Annotated in this window: 2 protein-coding genes; both read right to left on the bottom strand. The window is 35.8% G+C overall.

From position 1 onward, the window contains the following. The coding region (locus ABY905_RS16530; RefSeq protein WP_372645872.1) for an aspartate carbamoyltransferase regulatory subunit at positions 1-332 on the bottom strand (332 nt) is incomplete at its 3' end. A gap of 78 nt (positions 333-410) precedes the next feature. Further along, a complete protein-coding gene (gene pyrB, locus ABY905_RS16525; RefSeq protein WP_372645870.1) occupies positions 411-1,316 on the bottom strand; it encodes an aspartate carbamoyltransferase in 906 nt (301 codons plus the stop codon). Between the last annotated feature and the right edge of the window lie 1,003 nt (positions 1,317-2,319).

Here is a 2,319-nt window from a genome sequence, read left to right as displayed (position 1 = left end):
TTCATACATTTAACGATGCCTTCAACCTTTTTGGGAGCTTCAACAACACTTTTTTCTACAACCCGATAATCTCTGATAATATTGAATTTCACGTTCGGTGCAATCAGTGCAATTTTATTGATCTCTTCAGCCTTGAAAAATTTCTCTGATATTTTGATGATACCCTTTTTTCCCAGCATATCACTCTTATAGTTGTTCCCAATAGTGACTGTAGTTGGACATTTATCCAGTTCAAGAATGTTGATTACTTTGAAAACGAGTTCTGCAGGAATATGATCGATAACCGTTCCATTCTCAATGGCTCTAACTTGAAGTTCTTTTTTTGCTGTCATATCTTAATGTGCTTTTGTCTTAAAAATTAATTATTCAATCTACATGAATCCCTTTGATTTAGGGGAGAAATAGAGCTGCTATAAATCCAGAGCTTTAGCAATGATAGCCTGTCGGGCATAAACACCATTCAGAGCTTGCTCAAAATAGTAAGCTTTCGGATTTGAATCCACATCAACTGCAATTTCGTTTACTCTTGGTAGTGGATGCAGGATACGTAAGTTGTCCTTTGTATCTTTTAGCATATCGTTTTTAAGAATGTAGACATTTTTAACCTTTTCATACTCTAAAGGATCGGCAAAACGCTCACGCTGAACACGAGTCATATAAAGAATGTCGGCATCGTTAATGATTGAGTCGAATTCGGTATGCTCATAATAAGTGATGTTATTCTTATCCATTAAGATTTTATAGGCTCTTGGAATTTCCAGTTCTGCAGGTGCGATAAAATGAAAGGTTGGATTAAAATGAGAAAGAGCCATTAACAAAGAGTGAACCGTTCGTCCATATTTAAGGTCACCTACCATAAAAATGTTCAGATTCTCAAGTGTGCCTTGTGTCTTTTGAATAGAATAAAGATCGAGCATGGTTTGAGTTGGATGCTGATTAGCTCCATCACCAGCATTAATCACGGGTACATCAGAAACTTCAGAAGCCCAGCGAGCAGAACCTTCAATGGGGTGGCGCATCACGATCAGGTCTGAATAGTTACTCACCATCTTAATGGTGTCGTTAAGTGTCTCTCCCTTGGTTGTACTTGATGAAGAGGCATCCGTAAAACCAACAATCTTGCCTCCCATACGGCTAATAGCTGTTTCAAAACTCAGGCGAGTTCGGGTTGATGGCTCAAAGAATAGAGAAGAGATCACTTTCCCCTCAAGAATATTGGAGTTTGGGTTCTTTTCAAATTCTGCTGCTCTGGTAAGTACTTCCAAAATTTCTTCTTTGGTGTAGTCATCAATAGACACTAAGCTTTTGTTATCCATTTCTTAATTTTTAGAATTTGTATAATATGGTTGTTTTAATATCAAAAAAAAACCAACGATTGTCGATTGAATAGACAAGGTTGGTTTTAATATAAAATATAATAAATGAGATTTGAGACCTGAATCACAGGCTTTTCGTCTCAGGAATAAGTCGAATCGTGAAAAATAATAGAAATGGAAATTGCAAAAGTGAAGGTTTTCACTTTCTAATGATAGAGGGCTAGATTGAATTATTACATGTTCCATTCTAGGCTACAAATATAAAGATAAAGGAAGGACATATTCAAATTTACAGGCTGTTTTTTTTCGTTAGGGAAGAGAATAGTCAATGGTCATTGGTCACTGGGGGAGTCGAAGTGATAGTTGTGTGACTTTTTTAATTGAACCACAGATGACACAGATTTAAAAAATAGCAAACCACTAATGATCACTAATTAGATGAAATGGAATTGCAGTCAGGATTTATTAATCAGATGTTACACCACTATTAACCTTTATTTCATTCAATTCCCGTAGTCCTAAGTGTGTTTTGTTAGCTGATTCAGTGCATAGCCAAGCTGTTGTAATTCATCATTGATAATTCGTAATTAATAATCTTTTTCTTAATCATCTCTTATCTGCGTCTAAATATTTTTTTTCTGAAAAATAGTAACCACAGATGGACTTCGTTCCCGAAATTTCGGGACTAGCTCGTTATTCACTAATTAAAAGTGAAAAAATATTAGGAAGATGTTTTTGTCCATCTAAATATAGCAACTCCAGTAATTATATATTTCTCCTCCTTATTTTAAGGAGGAGTACCCGTTTCGATTTATCGGAAAAGGGGGAGGTGGTTCTTAAACTCTGTCAGGAGCGATTTTGTCGAACGCTTACAGGTTTGCATCTTGACTTTTCAAACTTCTTTGAAAGTCGTTTCCGATTATACGGAATGGCGTAGGGTGTTTAACCTTTGGATTAAGACGCGATAAATCGCGTACTCTACTATTTTTTCTTTTGTCCTTAT

The sequence above is a fragment of the Ancylomarina sp. genome (assembly GCF_041555295.1).
In the GTDB taxonomy this organism is placed as follows: Bacteria; Bacteroidota; Bacteroidia; order Bacteroidales; family Marinifilaceae; genus Ancylomarina.
The sequence above is the reverse complement of the archived record's forward strand: the minus strand, read 5'-3'. Positions and strand labels throughout refer to the sequence as shown.

Coding starts and splice junctions, on each gene's coding strand:
- pyrB (WP_372645870.1), bottom strand. CDS start 1,316: ATGGATAACAAAAGCTTAGTGTCTATTGATGACTACACCAAAGAAGAA.